This window comes from Edaphobacter sp. HDX4 (assembly GCF_036877565.1).
In the GTDB taxonomy this organism is placed as follows: domain Bacteria; phylum Acidobacteriota; class Terriglobia; order Terriglobales; family Acidobacteriaceae; genus Edaphobacter.
Window position 1 is genome coordinate 149,339 of the sequence record NZ_JAEDXW010000009.1, and the last position, 16,687, is coordinate 166,025.

Genomic DNA, 16,687 nt, shown 5'->3' on the forward strand with positions numbered 1-16,687 from the left:
TTTATTTACCGCTACTGGCATCCGGTAGCGGCATCGGCGGAGTAGGGTCTTCTGACAGATTAGCTTGGCGAAGTAAAGCTGAAGTTCAGAAAAGATTCGAAATCCACACGAGCCGCGACCGATAAAGGTTGCGGCTTTGTTTTGCTCGGAAGGAGCACAGGATGGGCGGAGCGACAGGTTCGACGACGTCAGCGATGGTAAATCCGGCAGGGCCGATACGGTCGGCCACGGGGCGGTTCGGAGTCTACGGGGGGCGGTATGTTCCCGAGACCCTGATGGCCGCGCTCGAAGAGCTGGAGGCGGCCTATGCGGACGCCCAGAAGGATCCCGCCTTTCATGCAGAGCTGGACGATCTGCTGCACAACTACTGCGGCCGGCCCACGCCGCTCTACTACGCAAAGCGACTGAGCGAGCAGCTGGGCGGAGCGAAGATCTACCTCAAGCGCGAGGACCTGCTGCACACCGGGGCCCACAAGATCAACAACGCGCTCGGCCAGGGTCTGCTGGCGCGGCGCATGGGCAAGCAGCGCATCATCGCCGAGACGGGAGCCGGTCAGCACGGCGTCGCCACAGCAACCGTATGCGCTCTGCTGGGCGTGGAGTGCGTGGTCTACATGGGCGAAGAGGACATGCGCCGCCAGGAGCTGAACGTCTACCGCATGCGCCTGCTGGGCGCGGAGGTTCGCGGCGTGAGCGCAGGCTCGGCCACCCTGAAGGATGCGATCTCCGAGGCCATGCGCGACTGGGTCACCAACGTCCGCACCACGTTTTACATTCTCGGCTCTGCCCTGGGAGCACACCCCTACCCCACCATCGTGCGCGACTTTCATCGCGTCATCAGCAAGGAAGCGAAGAAGCAGATCATGGAGCAGGAAGGCAAGCTGCCTACCGCGATCGTGGCCTGCGTGGGCGGAGGATCGAACGCCATCGGAGCCTTCTACGAGTTCCTCAACGACAGCAATGTGCAGCTGATCGGGGTCGAGGCCGGTGGACGCGGAACTGCTCTCGGCGAGCACGCGGCCCGATTCATGAAGGTCGGCGGCGGTGTTCCCGGCGTGCTGCAGGGAACCTATAGCTATGTCCTGCAGGACAACGCGGGGCAGATTGCGCTGACACACTCGGTATCGGCTGGACTTGACTATGCGAGCGTCGGACCGGAGCACGCCATGCTGCACGACTCGGGCCGCGCCACTTACACCTCGGCAACCGACGACGAGGCCCTGAAGGCGACCGTGACGCTCGCACGAACGGAAGGTATTCTGCCGGCGCTTGAGAGTGCACATGCAGTCGCCGAGGCGATCAAGCTGGCACCGACGATGAGCAAGAGCGATGTGCTCATGGTGAACCTCTCCGGACGCGGTGATAAGGACATGGGGATTCTGGCACGAGAGCTCGACCTGACGAGCGTTGCGGCGAAAGGGTAGGCACGATGTCGATTGAGTTCAAGAAGAAACCGGGCCTTGTGGTCTACCTCACCGCTGGCGATCCCGATCTCGCCACAACGCGCGACATCGCACTGGCCGCGATTGACAATGGCGCGGATGTCATCGAGCTGGGAGTTCCCTTCAGCGATCCTCTGGCGGATGGCCCGGTGATTCAGCGTGCCAGTGAACGGGCTGTTGCGAAAGGCACGCGGCTGACGGATGTGCTCGCCGTAGCGGCGGAGCTTCGCAAAGCGAGACCGCAGGCGGGGCTGATCCTCTTCTCCTACCTGAACCCTGTACTGCGGCTTGGCCTCAACGACTTCTGCGCGAAGGCCGCCGAAGCCGGAGCCGACGGTGTGCTGCTGACCGACATGATCGTCGAAGAGGCCGCCGAGTATCTGGAAGCGATGCGCGCGAACAACCTCGGCCCAGTCTTTCTGGCCGCTCCCACCTCGCCCGATGCCCGGCTGAAGGCGATTGCGGAGAACTCTCGCGGCTTCGTCTATGCCATCTCGCGCACGGGAATCACGGGCACGCAGTCCAGCCTGACCAGCGACGCCTCGCAGGTCGTCACCCGGCTGCGGAAGTTTACTGAGCTGCCGATCGCGGTCGGCTTCGGCGTCTCCAATGCGGATCACGTCAAGGCAGTCGGCGAATTTGCTGACGCCGCGGTGATCGGTTCGGCGATCGTGCAGCTGATCGAGAAGACTGGGCCGGAGCAGGCAGCAGCGGCAGTCGGAAAGTTTGTAGCGGGGCTGAGGGCATGAGAACAGCTCTCAGCAACCAGCCAGGGCGTCGAAAACTGCCCGTTTATCATGAGTGGTACCCAAATAACCCGCAGCGGGAGCACGCAACCTGGCTGCAGCGTGAGGATATTCGATGGAGATCTCTGAGTGGCGGCAAAAGATCGACGAACTGGACGAGCAGATCGTTCGCCTTATCAATCAGCGTGCCGAGGCGGCAAAGGCCATCGGTGAGCTCAAGCAGAAGGACAGCCTTCCTGTCTATGAGCCCAAGCGCGAACAGGACGTCTTTGAGCACGTCCGCCGGGCGAACCGAGGACCGTTGTCCAACCCGGAGATCGTCGACATCTACGAGCGCATCATCGACGTGATGCGTGCCATTCAGAAGAACGACTAGCTGCAGGGTTTCCGTACAAAGTTTTGTAACTTATTCCGTTTCATTCTCAAGAAAGCGAAGAAGACGATGATCGTAGCAATGCAGGACTCGGCAACAGAGGAACATATTCAACGTGTCATCGAGCGGATGGTCGAGCTCGGTTTCAACGTCCACCGCACCACGGGAGCTGCCCAGACCATTCTGGCCGGCGTAGGAACTCCGGAGCACTTCGACGTGGCCGAGTTCAAGGTTCTCGGCGGCGTTCACGATGCCTACCGCATCTCCTCGCCCTATAAGCTCGCCGGGCGCAACTTCCGCCCCGAGGGCACGAAGATCAGGTTCGCCAATGGCGTCGTGATCGGCGGCGAAGAGGTTGTCGTGATGGCCGGACCGTGCTCCGTCGAGTCGCGTGAGCAGATCCTTCTCTCCGCCAAGCAGGTTGCTGCCGCAGGCGCGAAGTTCCTGCGCGGCGGAGCCTACAAGCCTCGCAGCTCGCCCTACAGCTTCCAGGGCATGGGAGTCGAAGGCCTCAAGCTGCTCCGCGAAGTCGCGGATGAGACCGGCCTTCTGGTCATCACCGAGGTGATGGAGATCTCGCAGATCGAGATCATGCTGCCCTACATCGACGTCTTCCAGATCGGCGCGCGCAACATGCAGAACTTCAACCTTCTGCGCGAGCTTGGCCACGTGCGCAAGGCCTGCCTGCTGAAGCGCGGAATCTCCGCCACCATCGAAGAGGTTCTGCTGTCGGCCGAGTACATCCTCTCGGGCGGCAACTACGACCTTATGCTCTGCGAGCGCGGCATCCGCACCTACGAGACCGCGACCCGCAACACGATGGACATCTCCGCCATCCCGGTGCTCAAGAAGCTGACGCACCTCCCAGTCCTCGCCGATCCTTCGCACGGCGTCGGCATCCGCGACATGGTTCCGGCCATGGCTCTCGCCTCGGTGGCTGCAGGCACCGACGGCCTGCTGATGGAGATGCACCCCAATCCCGACAAGGCGATGAGCGATGGTGCGCAGAGCATGTACCCCGAGCAGCTTCAGAAGCTGATCGCACAGCTCCGCCAGCTTGCTCCTGTCGTCGGACGTTCGGTGGCATAAGGATGGCTGCAGGCATGATGGAACGCGTCCTCATCATCGGAACGGGCCTGATCGGCGCTTCGACCGGTCTGGCCCTGCGCGCCGCCGGATTCGGCGGACGCATCGACGGATGGGACCAGAGCCTGCTGGAGCTGCGGGCCGCGCTGGAGATGGGAGCCGTCGATGGAGTCGCCGGCAACCAGTGGGGCGCACTCGAGCTTGCCCGCCAGGCCGACGTCATCGTGCTTGCGGTACCTGTGCTTGCCATCAAGGACTGGATGAAGCAGCTGGCTGAGGTCACCGGCCCGACCCAGCTCATCACCGACGTCGGAAGCACCAAGCTCGAGATCACCGAGCTTGCCGCTGAACTCTTCGGCCGCGAGAACCAGGCCTGCTTCCTCGCCGGGCATCCGATGGCGGGTAAGGAGTCCGGCGGCGCCCTGCTGGCAGAGGCTAATCTCTTTCAGGGAGCCATGTGGCTCTTCACTCCCGGTCCGGGCGAGCCTTCCGCGATGGAGAAGGAGTGGCGCAGCTGGGTGAGCTTCTTCGGCACCCGAACCCTCGACATGGATCCCGCACGGCACGATGAGATGTGCGCGTGGGTCAGCCATCTTCCCCAGATGCTCTCGACGGCCTTTGCGGCCCTCCTTCAGGATCGATTCGGCGACGCGCCAGAGATAGCCGCCATCGGTGGCCGTGCTCTGCGCGAGACGACCCGCCTGGGTGCGAGCCCGTACAGCATGTGGCGCGATGTAGCCCTGAGCAACACGGCACCGATCGCCGAGACGCTCCACGCGCTCGAGCAGCGTCTGGCCCATGTGCGCGAGAATCTGCGCACGCCGGGGCTGCGCGAAGAGTTTGCCCTGGCCAACCAGTTTCGCGTGCACCGATAAAGATTCGTGCACCGATAAAGATTTAAGGAGCAGCACCGTGAGTCTGACCGAACAAGCAGCACACAGCACTTCCAGCATCAGCCTCGCTGATGTCACCGCTGCGCGAGAGCGGCTGCGCGACGCCATCTACTACTCGCCGTGCGCGCATTCCAGATTGCTCTCCGCCCTGACCGATCAGCAGATCTTTCTCAAGCTCGAAAACCTGCAGATGACCGGCTCCTTCAAGGAGCGTGGCGCACTCAACCGCATCGCGCTGCTTACTCCCGAAGAGGCATCGCTCGGCGTCGTCGCCGCAAGCGCAGGCAATCACGCGCAGGGCGTGGCCTATCACGCGACCTCGCGCGGCATACGCGCCATCATCGTCATGCCGTTGGCGACTCCGCTGGTCAAAGTCACCGCGACGCGCGGCTTCGGTGCCGAGGTCATCCTGCACGGCGCCAACTACGACGAGGCCTACGAGGAGGCCCGCCGCATCTGCTCCGCGCAGAACATGACCTTCATCCACCCCTTCGACGATCCCGCCGTCATGGCTGGCCAGGGCACCATCGGTCTCGAGCTGCTGGAACAGATTCCCGATCTCGAAGCCGTCGTCGTTCCCATCGGAGGCGGCGGCCTCATCGGTGGAGTCGCCTGCGCCATCAAGGAATCGCGCCCCGAGATCACCGTCATCGGGGTCCAGACCGCGCGCCTTCCTTCGATGGCCGTCGCCGTCGAACAACATCACCCTGTCACCATTCCGCCGGCGACCACCATTGCGGACGGTATCGCCGTTCGACGCGCCGGAGAGGTCACGCTTCCCGTGATCGAGCGCTACGTCGATCAGATCGTCACCGTCGACGAAGACGAGATCGCCTCCGCCATCCTCGTCCTGCTGGAGCGCGAAAAGACCCTCGCCGAGGGAGCAGGCGCAGCCGGACTAGCCGCGCTGCTGCAGAAGCGCACCTCGCTCAAAGGCGCTCGCACCGCCGTCGTCATCGGCGGAGGCAACATCGACGTCACGCTGCTCAGCCGCATCATCGAGCGCGGTCTGGTGCAGGACGGCCGTATGATTCGCCTGCGCATCCACCTGCTCGACAAGCCCGGCGCTCTCGCCGAGTTGACCAAGCTGATCGCACATCACCGCGTCAACATCGTCGATACGCTCTACAACCGCGCCTACTACGGCGTCAACCTGGGCGACACCACGATCGACATCACGCTCGAAACCCGCGGACGCGGACAGGTGGACGAGCTGCTCGGCGCGCTCGACTCCGGCGGCTACGTCTACTCGCGTGTCGTCTAAAGAAACGCATATCGTTTAGCTGGCTGTCATCCTGAGCAACGCGAAGGATCCCTGTATTTTGTCCGCGGCGGCAACCTCGTTCGGGTAGGCCTTCTACCCGTGCCTTTGTCATCCTGAACGCGGTCGAAGGATCTGCGGTTTGCTCGCTCAATCTCAGATCCTGAGCGCACAGCCTCCGACTCCGCTCTGAACCGCCCCACGCCTCAGAGCGGTCTTACATCCATAAATAGGTAGTCTCCATACCAGCCGGTCTTGTAACCATGCTGCCGGACCAAAGTGCCCAGCTGGGCATAATGCCGGATGCTGTGGAAGAGCGCATGAAACAAGATCGTTCTACGCGATGTCAGTAGCACGCCTGCGCTTCTTGTCTGAAACCGGATCTCGTCCCTCCAGTCCAGGTCCGCGGCGAGTGCTTGTGCATACATCTCCATGGCGCGATCGTGCGTCCGGTAGATCGCCTCGCCGGAGTCATACGGAACATCGGCGTAGTCTGTCTCCGGCAGCCCAAGGATGCGTTCGGCGTAGCGAAGCTCAACCGCAACAATGTGCTGCAGAAGCTGCGCTACGGTCGAGGTCTGCATGATGTCGCACGGCAGCGCCAGAACCTGGGGATGCTCCTGGATCAGTCTGCGCCATGCGGCATTTGTGGCCTGATTCCACTTCAGCGCCTCGCTTGCCGTCAGGAAAGGGTCCGTCATCTGTCGTCTCTTTCTTCCTCCAGAGCGCTAGCGGCGCTGCAGCGCCCGGTGCCCGATATCTCTCCGGTACTGCATCCCTTCGAACGAGATCTCCTCCAGCCTCCGGTAGATGCGGTTGAGCGCCTCCTCCAGGTCGTCCGACTCTGCCGAGACCGCCAGCACGCGGCCACCTGCAGTAACCAGTTGTCCGTCCTTCAGCGCGGTTCCCGCATGGAAGACGATCACACCCTCGCGGTCCTCCCCTTCAAGGCCGCTGATCGGAAGACCGGAGGCGTACTTCCCGGGATATCCCCCGCTGGCTGCGATGACCGTGGCGCTCGCGCCCGGCTTCAGCCGGATCGCCAGCCCGTTCGCCCTGCCATCGATGGCGGCGTTGAACAGATCGAGGATGTCGCTCTCCAGGCGAAGCACGATCGCCTCCGTCTCTGGATCGCCCCACCGCGTGTTGAACTCCAGCACCATGGGCCCGCGCGGACTCATCATCAGCCCGATGAAGAGAATCCCCTTGAACGGCGTTCCCTCCGATGCCATGCCATCCACTACCTTCTGGGCGACGTTCTGCGTAATCCACTGCCGCATCGCAGGGGTCAGCAGGCCGTCGGTCGAGTAGGCTCCCATGCCTCCCGTGTTTGGCCCGGTGTCGCCCTCGCCGACGCGCTTGTGATCCTGCGCGGCTGCAATAGGCACGGCATGTTTTCCATCGCACAGCGCAAAAAACGAGATCTCTTCGCCGGTCAGGAACTCCTCCAGCACCACCTCGGTCTCTGTCGCTCCCAGCAGCACCCCTGAGAACATCTGGGCCGCCGCCGCTTCGGCCTCAAGCCGCGTGTTGCAGATAACGACACCCTTGCCCGCCGCCAGCCCGGAGGCCTTGACCACCACAGGCAGCGAAAAATTCAGCAGCGACTCCCGCACCTGGTCCAGCGTCAGGCACAGCGCATGCTCTGCCGAAGGGATTCCGTGGCGCTGCATAAATGACTTCGCGAAGGCTTTGCTCGACTCCAGCTGCGCCGCATCCTTCGTCGGGCCGAAGACACGAAGCCCTCGCCTCTCAAGCTCGTCCACCACCCCGAGAGCCAGCGGAACCTCCGGGCCAATGATCGTCAGATCGGGCGCTTCGATCGAGACCAGGTCGACCATCGCCTCCAGCGTGTTGACGTCGACGGGAATACATCGAGCCAGTGCGCTTATGCCGCCGTTGCCCGGAGCGGCAACGATCTCAGTCACAGAAGAGGACTTCCGCAGCGCCCATACCAGGGCGTGCTCACGCCCTCCACCACCGATTACCAGAACCTTCATTTGCTCTGCCCGTGCTCCCCGAAACTTTTGATTGGCATCTTCGAGGCTAGGCATCGGCAAAGGTGAAGTCAAACCCACCACCGTAGTTGCTCGAGCGGAACCAACTGAGAAGGCGAGCAAAAGCAGAGGGGCCCGCATCCCTGCAGACCCCCTTTGCCGTACATCGCCCTATCTTCCGTGACCTCCACCATGACCCCCGCCACCGCCCTGGGCTCCTCCACCACCATGACCGCCACCACCCGGGTAGCCTCCATGCGGCTGCGGCGTGGATTGGGGCGCCTGGTGAGGCATGGATTGAGGTGCCTGATGGGGCATAGACTGCGGCGACTGCCGATACTCCTGCTGCCGTGGAGCCTGTTGCGGCATAGGCGCAGACCGATATTGGGGCTGCTGCGTCTGCCGTTCGATCGGAGCCGGTCGACTCTGTTGCGGCGAGGGTCGCATCTGCTCCGGCGAAGTCCGTGGTTCGTTCGGTCGCGTCGGCTGCACCGGCCGGACGTTGGGTTCGCCCGGGCGGTATTCCGTACGCGTCTGGGGCTGAGCCGGGCGAACCTGCGGTTGCGTCGGCCTTACGTTCGGCTCAGGCCGCGCAGGCTGTACCTGGGGGCTTCCCGGTTCTCCCTGCCGCACCTCCGGACGCGGCGACTGCACGTTCGGCTGACCGGGATGGACCTGGGGCTGCTGCGGCTGAGCCGGGCGAACCTGCGGATTCGTGGAATGGTTCTGATTCCCTTGGTATTGCCCCGGCCGCTGCTGGTACTGCTGGTTCTGGCCAGGTCGCTGCTGGTACTGTTCCGGTCGCTGCTGATTCTGGCCGGGTCGCTGCTGGTATTCTCCGGCTCGTCCCTGGGACTGCACAGACACAGGCCGCTGTACTCCGCGGTCTGCCTGCACCGGGCGTGCAGTTGCGACCATAGCCGGACGACCGCGATTCGCGCTGTAGAACTGCTGCCGGTTCTGCGCAGCCTGTTGACGCACCTGCAATTGCGTGCTCATGGGAGCAAGCCGAGGCTCGCGACGCGCCGCCATCTCCGCCGGTCGCGGACGCACCTGGAGACCCCCGCGTCCGCCGTTATACGACACGTGAGTATTGTTGATGTACGTGCGGTTGATCACTACCGGCCGGCTGTACACGTTCCTGATCCGTCCCGTGTTGATGTGCGTCACCGAGCGGTTATAGAAGAACTGATTCCCTCTCCAGTAGCCGCCATAGAAGCCGTAGCCCGGATATCCCCAGCCGTAGTTGATTCCGCCGTAGAAGCCGATGTATCGGCCCCAGTAGCCACGGTGATACCGGTAGTGGCCTCCGTAAAAGCCCCAGTATCCGGGCGTCCATAAAGCACCCGGCCAGGGCGCCGCAACCCAAACGCCCGGTACCCAGTAGTAGCCCGCTGGCGCATAGCCCCAGTACCCCGGCGTCCAGAGGTAATCCGGTTCAGGAGCAGGAGGCTGGTCATACGTCGGCAGCGCGGGAGGCGGCTGGCTAGCCTCCAGCTCCTCGTAGTCGGCCTCGTCCTGGTCGGGATCTTCCTGGGAGTCGTAGTAGCCCTGTGCCTGCTGATCGTTGGAGGACTGAGCCTGCGGCTGCGGCTGATACGGTTGTTGCTGATCCTGCTGCTGATCCGGAGGAGGTGCTCCCTGCTGCGCTCCGGTCTGCTGGTACTCCTGCGCGCGCTGGATGCTCTCGTTCTGCGCACCCGAGCTCGGTGGAGGAGCCTGCTGCTGGCTCGTCGCCGGCTCTCCCGGCTGCCTCGCGGCCTGGTCCACATTCGCGTCCCCGCTGAGAGGAGCCATATTCGCGTCGGCCGGGTCAGGGCCCTGGTCCGCCGCCTGCGCCGTGACCATGTGAGTGCCCACAAGCACTGCTCCCCCGCAGAGAGCCAGACCTAAGATTGTGGCTGTAAAGTGTCTCGAAAAAAAGGCCCACATACGATTTTCACCTTGTGCGTTCATCGTCCTACGCGGCTCCTGATACCTATAAACACTGCTTCAGTAATTCAGATGCGGCTTCCGCCCCGAAACCTGAGGTTCCCCTCTCCCTAAATTACCGCGCTGCCGCCTGAGGGCAGGCATCCTTTTGCGGCCATCCGCATCGCATCTCGCCGTACCTGTAACCGAAAGTTGAGAGACGCTAAACGGTGGTCGTAGAATAAAGCCGATGGCACAACGTCGTCCCATCCTCAAGCGCTTCCGTCACGGCCGTCCCGATCGCGGACGGTAGACGCGCTGTCATTCCGACTCTCTCTCACTTTTGATACGCTTTCCCCGTCGGACCGGGGCTGCTTTCGCCAGCCTCAGGCCTCTCAACCAGCGCGCCCGTCGCGCTCCCTCGGAGATAAAAGAGATGTCCAGCTCACCGAATAATCCTGATTCCTTCAAAAGCAAAGCCACCCTGGCTTCCGGATCGAAGAACTACACCATCTTCCGCCTCGATGCCCTGAAGTCCTCGGGCGTCGATCTCGCCCGCCTCCCCTTCTCACTGCGCATCCTGCTTGAGAACCTGCTTCGCCACGAAGACGGCCGCACCGTCACCGCCGACGACATCCAGTTCCTCGCCAAGTGGGAGCCCAAGGCTGAGCCTTCGCGCGAGATCGCCTACATGCCCGCCCGCGTGTTGATGCAGGACTTCACCGGCGTCCCCGCCATCGTCGATCTTGCCGCGATGCGCGATGCCATGCGCGAGCTGGGCGGCGACCCTGAGCGCATCAACCCGCTACAGCCCGCCGAGCTGGTCATCGATCACTCCGTACAGGTCGATCAGTTCGGAACCTCCGGCTCCTACGACCTCAACGCCGCGCTCGAGTTCCAGCGCAACCGCGAGCGCTACGCCTTCCTCAAGTGGGGACAGACGGCCTTCCGTAACTTCTCCGCTGTGCCTCCCGGCATGGGCATCTGCCACCAGGTCAACCTCGAGCACCTCGCCCGCGTCGTCTTCACCACCGAAGACGGCCTCGCCTATCCGGACACCCTCGTCGGAACCGACTCCCACACCACGATGATCAACGGTCTCGGCGTTCTCGGTTGGGGCGTCGGAGGCATCGAGGCAGAGGCCGCCATGCTCGGCCAGCCCGTCTCCATGCTGGTCCCGCAGGTCGTCGGCTTCAAGCTGACCGGCAAGCTAAAGGAAGGCACCACTGCGACCGACCTCGTCCTCACCGTCACCGAGATGCTTCGCAAGCTCGGCGTCGTCGGCAAGTTCGTCGAGTTCTACGGCCCCGGCATCTCCGAGCTCCCGCTCGCCGACCGCGCTACCATCGCCAACATGGCTCCCGAGTACGGCGCCACCTGCGGGATCTTCCCCGTCGACGCTGAGACGCTTCGCTACCTCCGGCTCACCGGCCGCAGCGAAGACCAGATCGCCCTCGTCGAGGCCTACTACCGCGAGCAGGGCATGTTCCACACCGCCGACGCTGCCGAGGCCGAGTACTCCGCGACCATCGCCCTGGATCTCTCCACCGTCGAGCCCTCCGTCGCCGGTCCCAAGCGCCCCCAGGATCGTGTCCTGCTGTCGCAGGCCGGTCCCAGCTTCGCCAAGCAGCTTCCAACACTTCTCGGACCCAACGCCAACCGCAACGAAGTTCGCCAGATGCTTCGCTGGGAAGGCGAGGGCGGTCACGCCTCCCTCGGCGGCGATCTCACCAGCAGCGTCGGCGTTCCTGCTTCCGAGCCGACCGGCGCCGCAGTCGCGACCCTCGAAGCTCCGACCGTGAACATCGGCGAGCGCTTCGGCGTCGATCCCGAGCCCTACCTCGACCACGGCTCCATCGTGATCGCAGCCATCACCTCCTGCACCAACACCTCGAACCCCTACGTCATGCTCGCTGCCGGGCTTCTCGCAAAGAAGGCCGTCGAAAAGGGTCTCAGCACGCCTCCATGGGTCAAGACCTCGCTTGCCCCCGGCTCGCGCGTCGTCACCGACTACTACGACAAGGCCGGCCTGACGCAGTATCTCGAAAAGCTGCGCTTCCAGACGGTCGGCTACGGCTGCACCACCTGCATCGGCAACTCCGGCCCGCTGCCCTCCGACGTCTCAAAGGCGATCGAAGATCATGGCCTGGTCGCCGTCTCGGTCCTCTCCGGAAATCGTAACTTCGAGGGACGCATCTCCCCCGATGTTCGCGCCAACTACCTGATGAGCCCCCCGCTGGTCGTCGCCTACGCCCTCGCCGGTCACATCGCCCACAACTTCGACACCGATCCGCTGGGCAAGGACAAGGACGGCAAGCCCGTCTTCCTGCGCGACATCTGGCCCACCCAGAAGGAGGTCTCGGACGCCGTCGCCAGCTCCATCGACTCCGGGATGTTCGAGGACGAGTACAGCCGCGTCTCCGAGGGCGACCAGAACTGGCGCGGCCTCAAGTTCCCCGAGGGCAAGACCTACGGCTGGGAGCCTGACTCCACCTACATCCGCAAGGCTCCCTACTTCGAGGGCATGAAGGCCCAGCCGGACGCCGTTGAAGACATCCACGGCGCACGCGTCCTTGCGGTCCTCGGCGACTCCGTCACCACCGACCACATCTCGCCCGCAGGCTCCATCAAGCTCAACGGACCCGCAGGCAAGTACCTCACCGACAACGGCGTCAAGCCCGCGGACTTCAACTCCTACGGCTCGCGTCGCGGCAACCACGAGGTCATGGTCCGCGGAACCTTCGCCAACGTCCGTCTGCGCAACAAGCTCGCTCCCGGAACCGAGGGCGGCGTCACCCGCCTGCTGCCGGACGACATCCCGATGTCGATCTACGACGCCTCCGTCGCGTACGCCCAGCGCAATACTCCGCTCGCCATCCTAGCGGGCAAAGAGTACGGCTCCGGCTCGTCGCGTGACTGGGCGGCCAAGGGACCGCGTCTGCTCGGCATCCGCTTCGTCGTCGCTGAGAGCTACGAGCGCATTCACCGCTCCAATCTCGTCGGAATGGGAATCCTCCCGCTGCAATTCCTTCCCGGCCAGAACGTCGAATCTCTCCTGCTCACCGGCGAAGAGGTCTTCCGCGTAGGCCAGCCCGGCGAGTTGAAGGCGATGCTCGACTCCAAGTTCGCCAGCGGCAAGATCATCAGCGTCTTCGCCGAAGACGATCTCGGCAAGACCAAAGAGTTCTCCGCGACCGTCCGCATCGACACTCCGCAGGAGATCCTCTACTACCAGAACGGCGGCATCCTGCAGTACGTTCTCCGTCAGCTCGCCGCGAAGAACTAACTTGCGCTGTTTTGTATAGAAAAAGCCCCGGCATCGTCCCGGGGCTTTTTTCATGCAGCGTCACTCCGCTAACTCAAGCTCCTCGCGCTCTTGCCCCCACTCCCGCCGCGATACTGAGCAAACCAATCGAAAGATCCCTCACCTCGCATGCTCAGGCGACATACGAATCTTCTTGCAACTTTGCAAACTTGCACTATCTTGTCTCCATCCCACAGGAGTGCTGCCATGAACGTCCTGCGCCATCCGACTCAAGGTCGCCCGCTCTCCTCTCTTAAGCTGCCGCCCGACACGCTGGGCAAGCTTCGGAATATCGCCTCAGCAGCCACCCCGGCGATCTCGAACACCGTCCTGCTCGACGGCACTCGCAGGGACGCGGCGAATACTGCCGCCGCCCTCGCCCATGAGACCGGCCGCACCCTCCTCCGCGTCGACCTCTCCGCCGTCGTCTCGAAGTACGGCGAGACCGAAAAGAATCTGAATCGCCTCTTCTCCTCAACCGACTCGGCAAGCACCATCCTCTTCTTCGACGAGGCCGATGCACTCTTTGGCAAACGTACCGAGATCGAGGACAGCCATGACCGCTACGCCGATGCCGACATCTCCTACCTGCTCCAACGTATGGAGTCTTTCCCTGGCCTCGTCATCTTCGCTACCAGTTCGTCCGAAGACACCGCTGCGGTCAGACTTGTCCGCCACCGGGTCCATCTCCCCCACTAGCAAATCGAGGTCCACTGCGGCGTTTGCTTTCACGGTTCGGCATCAAAAAGATTTTTATCTCAGCAGAGAACCCCGCCTCAAATTCCTGCGTCCCATACATATCGGATCAGGGAAATAAGACACCAACCTACTGGTTGATCCGATACCTCCTTGGCCTGGTGGAAGCAGAGTTCTCCCATCCCAACCGGCAAGGACGGGAGGAAGACCATGGCAGTAACTCCTGTATTCACGTGCCTCTGCGGAATTCAGAAGAAGTCCACCAACCACTGGGTTCTCGCCTCGGTGACGCCATCCGGAATCACCTTTATGCCTTGGGACTGGAAGCTCGCCCAGCAGGACGACATCATCGTTCTCTGTGGGGAGGGCTGCTCATCCGCCCTTCTCAGTCGAGCTCTCGGAGAATGGAAACAGCCCGCACAGACGGAACGGCAACTGGCGGTCGCGGTCTAGACCCGCCGCACATCCCTTTTTGTTCTATGCGTCTTCCCCGCCGCTGAGGGACTTTCCTGCGCTCTAGTCGCCTTTCGTGATCACAGCCTCGGGCCGCTGCGCATACTCCGCCCACGATCCGTCGTACAGGCTCACCTGCTTCGCACCCGCAATCTCCAGCCCCAGCGCAATCACCGCCGCCGTCACTCCCGACCCGCAGGTGGTCGTGATCGGCTGCTCGAGATCCACTTCTTTGGCCCCGAACAGCTCGCGCAGCCCCGGCTCATCCTTCATTCTTCCGTCCACCACCAGCTCCGTGAACGGAACCGATCTCGCCCCCGGCATATGTCCCGAGCTCAGCCCCGGCCGCGGCTCCGGAGCCGTTCCTGCAAAGCGGCCCGCCGAACGCGCATCCAGAATCTGGCCTCCGCCTCCAATCATCCGCTGGACCTGCTCGAATCCCTTCACCGCCTCCGCCTTCACGTTTGCCGTAAAGGTTGCCGCGATGCTGCGCTTCACCGGCCCCGCTTCAACCGGCAGCCCTGCTTGCATCCACGCCTCCAGATCGCCATCCAGAATGTGAACCTCGCGCGCTCCAAACGTACGCAGCATCCACCATGCCCGCGGAGCTGAAAACACCCCTGTCTGCTCGTAGATCACGATCGTCATCCCGTCGCTGATCCCCAGCTCTGCCATCTTCCGCGTGAACTCCTCCGCGCTCGGCAGCATGTGCGGCAGCGGCGTCGAGTGGTCCGAAAGCTCATCGATGTCGAAGAACACCGCCCCCGGAATATGTCGCTCCAGGTAGCGCCCTCGCGTATCGACCGGAGGAACCACTCCCACCGGGGGAAGCGTCGCATCCAGCACAACCGTTTGCGGATCTTCGAGACGTTCGGCAAGCCAGGAGACAGAGACGAGAGGATTCATACCCAACAGATTACTTCTTCCACCCCGCCTTCAGCAGCCGTTCGACCCATTGCAGGAGATCTATGGCCCTAAGCGGCGTTCGTCTCCAGCTCAACCTGCCGATGTCCACTGGCAACCGCGCCGGCGGAAGGATCAAGCCCGAGGCTGTCAAAGACCGGTCCTAGCGAAAGCAGCGACATAATCAGAATCGCTACATGGAAGTCTCTCAGGTGCGGAAACGCAGCCGAGTGTCCATTGGCATGCGCGACCAGCCGTAACGTGACCGCACCCACCGCGACCCCCACTCCCATCGACAGCTGCATCACCGCGGAGAGGAAGCCGTTGGCCCGCGACATGCGCTCCGCCGGAATCTCCGTGTACGCGAGTGTCGTCATGCACGTGAACTCCAGCGAGCGGCACGCTCCATGGAACGCCAGGATGGCCACGATGATCGCAGGACGGGTCGACGGGCTGAGCAGCGCGCAGAGCGCCATCGAGCCCGCCGTGATCACTCCGTTCACAATCAGGACGCGGCGGAATCCGAACCGCCGCAGAATCCGCACCACGATCGACTTCATGCTGAAGTCACCCGCAAACAGCGCCAGCAGATAAAGACCTGAGACAAAGGCATTCAGGCCGAACGAGATCTGAAACATCAGCGGCAGCAGGAACGGAAGCACCGCAACCGAGACCCGGAACGCGCTCGCTCCGAAGATCGAGAGCGAGTACGTCTTCAGCTTCATCGACTCGAGATCGATAAGCGAGGTCTCCGGCTTGCGGTGAGCCGAGACAATCGCCAGCGCCGCACTCAACAGGCTGAGCGCGAAGATCACCGCGGACGCCTGCCAGTGCGCTCCGTCTCCCCCCAGCTTCTCCATCCCGTACACCACGCCAGTCGATGCGAACCCGGCGAAGAGAAACGTAATCCAGTCGAAGGGATGCACATCTTCCGTGCGGAAGTTCTCCACCCACAGGATCGTCAGGACCAGCGCGATGATCCCCAGCGGCAGGTTCAGGAAGAAGATCCAGTGCCAGCTTGCATACGTCGTAATAAAGCCGCCGAGTGGTGGTCCGACGACCAGCGCCGTCAGCCCCGGCCACGTGATGTACAGAATGGCCCGAGTCAGGTCCTCTTTGGGAGTCGTCCGCAGGACGATCAGGCGTCCCACCGGAACCATCATGGCTCCCCCGATCCCCTGCAGAATCCGCATCAGCGTGAACTGCGTCAGGGTGTGCGACAGACCGCACAGCACCGACGCAATGGTGAACGTACCGATGGCCGCAGCAAAGACCGACCGCGACCCAAAGCGGTCCGCCACCCATCCGCTGATCGGAATAAACACGGCCAGCGTAATCAGGTAGGCAGTCATGCCTATGTTCAGCCGAACGGCCCCCACATGCAGGCTGCGCGCCATCTGCGGCAGCGCCGTAGCAATAATGGTGCCGTCCAGGTTTTCCATGAAGAAGGCTCCCGCGATCAGCGTGGTCACATAAAACGGGGAGCGCGGTGTGGACATACCTCTAGTTTATCGGGAGCGGACGGACCGCGGAATCATCAGAGACGGTTAAGCCGCGTTCGGACCACTCCGGGTGTCATGCCCGAAGGAGGAAATCGAAGACCTACCCTGAGCTTGTCAAAA

14 protein-coding genes are annotated in these 16,687 nt (G+C 62.9%); 9 read left to right on the plus strand and 5 right to left on the minus strand.

Going from position 1 to position 16,687, the window contains the following annotated elements; translation table 11 throughout:
* Positions 1–194: 194 nt before the first annotated feature.
* From trpB to JAO29_RS11020, 6 genes are all read left to right on the plus strand, one after another.
* Positions 195–1,424, plus strand: coding sequence for a tryptophan synthase subunit beta (trpB, locus tag JAO29_RS10995; RefSeq protein ID WP_334268289.1), 1,230 nt, complete (start codon positions 195–197; stop codon positions 1,422–1,424).
* Between the two features lie 5 nt (positions 1,425–1,429).
* The gene (gene trpA, locus JAO29_RS11000; RefSeq protein ID WP_334268259.1) at positions 1,430–2,191 is read left to right on the plus strand and encodes a tryptophan synthase subunit alpha; all 762 of its coding nucleotides are present in this window, start codon (positions 1,430–1,432) and stop codon (positions 2,189–2,191) included.
* A gap of 112 nt (positions 2,192–2,303) precedes the next feature.
* Positions 2,304–2,564: a chorismate mutase gene (gene pheA, locus JAO29_RS11005; RefSeq protein ID WP_334268260.1), complete on the plus strand. Its 261-nt coding sequence runs from the start codon at positions 2,304–2,306 to the stop codon at positions 2,562–2,564.
* A 66-nt stretch (positions 2,565–2,630) separates the two neighbouring features.
* Entirely contained in the window at positions 2,631–3,650 is a 1,020-nt protein-coding gene (gene aroF / locus JAO29_RS11010; protein ID WP_334268261.1) for a 3-deoxy-7-phosphoheptulonate synthase, read from the plus strand.
* A 2-nt stretch (positions 3,651–3,652) separates the two neighbouring features.
* Positions 3,653–4,522, plus strand: a complete 870-nt coding sequence (locus JAO29_RS11015) for a prephenate dehydrogenase (RefSeq protein ID WP_334268262.1) — start codon at positions 3,653–3,655, stop codon at positions 4,520–4,522.
* 37 nt (positions 4,523–4,559) lie between these two features.
* Positions 4,560–5,804 carry a threonine ammonia-lyase gene (locus JAO29_RS11020; protein WP_334268263.1) on the plus strand — a complete coding sequence of 415 codons (1,245 nt, stop codon included), beginning with the start codon at positions 4,560–4,562 and terminating at the stop codon, positions 5,802–5,804.
* A 203-nt stretch (positions 5,805–6,007) separates the two neighbouring features.
* On the opposite strand, the gene JAO29_RS11025 is transcribed toward JAO29_RS11020, so the two are convergent.
* From JAO29_RS11025 to JAO29_RS11035, 3 genes are all read right to left on the minus strand, one after another.
* Positions 6,008–6,502: a DinB family protein gene (locus JAO29_RS11025; protein ID WP_334268264.1), complete on the minus strand. Its 495-nt coding sequence runs from the start codon at positions 6,500–6,502 to the stop codon at positions 6,008–6,010.
* A gap of 27 nt (positions 6,503–6,529) precedes the next feature.
* Positions 6,530–7,801 carry a phosphoribosylamine--glycine ligase gene (gene purD, locus JAO29_RS11030; RefSeq protein ID WP_334268265.1) on the minus strand — a complete coding sequence of 424 codons (1,272 nt, stop codon included), beginning with the start codon at positions 7,799–7,801 and terminating at the stop codon, positions 6,530–6,532.
* Positions 7,802–7,969: 168 nt separating this feature from the next.
* A complete protein-coding gene (locus JAO29_RS11035; protein WP_334268266.1) occupies positions 7,970–9,658 on the minus strand; it encodes a YXWGXW repeat-containing protein in 1,689 nt (562 codons plus the stop codon).
* A 487-nt stretch (positions 9,659–10,145) separates the two neighbouring features.
* Between JAO29_RS11035 and JAO29_RS11040 the strand changes: the two genes are divergently transcribed.
* The 3 genes from JAO29_RS11040 (at position 10,146) to JAO29_RS11050 (ending at position 14,162) form a co-directional block, all read left to right on the plus strand.
* Positions 10,146–12,995: an aconitate hydratase gene (locus tag JAO29_RS11040; RefSeq protein WP_334268267.1), complete on the plus strand. Its 2,850-nt coding sequence runs from the start codon at positions 10,146–10,148 to the stop codon at positions 12,993–12,995.
* A 225-nt stretch (positions 12,996–13,220) separates the two neighbouring features.
* Positions 13,221–13,712, plus strand: a complete 492-nt coding sequence (locus tag JAO29_RS11045) for an AAA family ATPase (protein ID WP_334268268.1) — start codon at positions 13,221–13,223, stop codon at positions 13,710–13,712.
* 207 nt (positions 13,713–13,919) lie between these two features.
* The gene (locus tag JAO29_RS11050) at positions 13,920–14,162 is read left to right on the plus strand and encodes a hypothetical protein (protein WP_334268269.1); all 243 of its coding nucleotides are present in this window, start codon (positions 13,920–13,922) and stop codon (positions 14,160–14,162) included.
* A 63-nt stretch (positions 14,163–14,225) separates the two neighbouring features.
* On the opposite strand, the gene sseA is transcribed toward JAO29_RS11050, so the two are convergent.
* Together sseA and JAO29_RS11060 are read right to left on the minus strand one after the other, a co-directional pair.
* Positions 14,226–15,068 carry a 3-mercaptopyruvate sulfurtransferase gene (gene sseA, locus JAO29_RS11055; RefSeq protein WP_334268270.1) on the minus strand — a complete coding sequence of 281 codons (843 nt, stop codon included), beginning with the start codon at positions 15,066–15,068 and terminating at the stop codon, positions 14,226–14,228.
* A 68-nt stretch (positions 15,069–15,136) separates the two neighbouring features.
* Positions 15,137–16,564 carry an MFS transporter gene (locus tag JAO29_RS11060; protein ID WP_334268271.1) on the minus strand — a complete coding sequence of 476 codons (1,428 nt, stop codon included), beginning with the start codon at positions 16,562–16,564 and terminating at the stop codon, positions 15,137–15,139.
* Positions 16,565–16,687 lie beyond the last annotated feature (123 nt).

Bases quoted from the DNA above. Each gene is read 5' to 3' on its own strand.
- trpB (WP_334268289.1), top strand. From the start codon at position 195: ATGGTAAATCCGGCAGGGCCGATACGGTCGGCCACGGGGCGGTTCGGA.
- trpA (WP_334268259.1), top strand. From the start codon at position 1,430: ATGTCGATTGAGTTCAAGAAGAAACCGGGCCTTGTGGTCTACCTCACC.
- pheA (WP_334268260.1), top strand. From the start codon at position 2,304: ATGGAGATCTCTGAGTGGCGGCAAAAGATCGACGAACTGGACGAGCAG.
- aroF (WP_334268261.1), top strand. From the start codon at position 2,631: ATGATCGTAGCAATGCAGGACTCGGCAACAGAGGAACATATTCAACGT.
- JAO29_RS11015 (WP_334268262.1), top strand. From the start codon at position 3,653: ATGGCTGCAGGCATGATGGAACGCGTCCTCATCATCGGAACGGGCCTG.
- JAO29_RS11025 (WP_334268264.1), bottom strand. From the start codon at position 6,502: ATGACGGACCCTTTCCTGACGGCAAGCGAGGCGCTGAAGTGGAATCAG.
- purD (WP_334268265.1), bottom strand. From the start codon at position 7,801: ATGAAGGTTCTGGTAATCGGTGGTGGAGGGCGTGAGCACGCCCTGGTA.
- JAO29_RS11040 (WP_334268267.1), top strand. From the start codon at position 10,146: ATGTCCAGCTCACCGAATAATCCTGATTCCTTCAAAAGCAAAGCCACC.
- JAO29_RS11045 (WP_334268268.1), top strand. From the start codon at position 13,221: ATGAACGTCCTGCGCCATCCGACTCAAGGTCGCCCGCTCTCCTCTCTT.
- JAO29_RS11050 (WP_334268269.1), top strand. From the start codon at position 13,920: ATGGCAGTAACTCCTGTATTCACGTGCCTCTGCGGAATTCAGAAGAAG.
- sseA (WP_334268270.1), bottom strand. From the start codon at position 15,068: ATGAATCCTCTCGTCTCTGTCTCCTGGCTTGCCGAACGTCTCGAAGAT.
- JAO29_RS11060 (WP_334268271.1), bottom strand. From the start codon at position 16,564: ATGTCCACACCGCGCTCCCCGTTTTATGTGACCACGCTGATCGCGGGA.